The organism is Alkalicoccobacillus porphyridii (assembly GCF_007293315.1).
Lineage (GTDB): Bacteria > Bacillota > Bacilli > Bacillales > Bacillaceae_D > Alkalicoccobacillus > Alkalicoccobacillus porphyridii.
Genome location: NZ_VLXZ01000156.1, coordinates 1 through 285, shown reverse-complemented (window position 1 = coordinate 285; position 285 = coordinate 1). Strand labels below are relative to the sequence as shown.

Annotated in this window: 1 pseudogene; it reads right to left on the bottom strand. The window is 43.5% G+C overall.

The window, feature by feature from the left end:
- Positions 1 to 245 (bottom strand): annotated as a pseudogene (locus FN960_RS23875) (MFS transporter); the annotation flags it as partial.
- Positions 246 to 285: the final 40 nt, after the last annotated feature.

The following is a 285-nucleotide window of genomic DNA, read 5'->3' as shown; positions in this document are numbered from 1 at the left end:
AATATCACCGCCCGACGACCAAACTTATCGGAGATCACACCGAAGAATAAAATACTGATCAATCGCCCCAAACCGATACCGGAAATTAAGTAGGCAATGCCCGCGTTGTCAGTGGAAAACTTTTCCGCCAGAGATGACATATTTTGGGCAAGCGTAATAACACTAATGCCGTGCAGGAAGTAGCTGAAGTAAATACAAAGAACAGCCAGGATAAATGGCGTGCTGAAAGCCTTATTTTGAGACATTTTCACAGCTCCTTGCTGAAAGATAATTTCGTTACCGTAC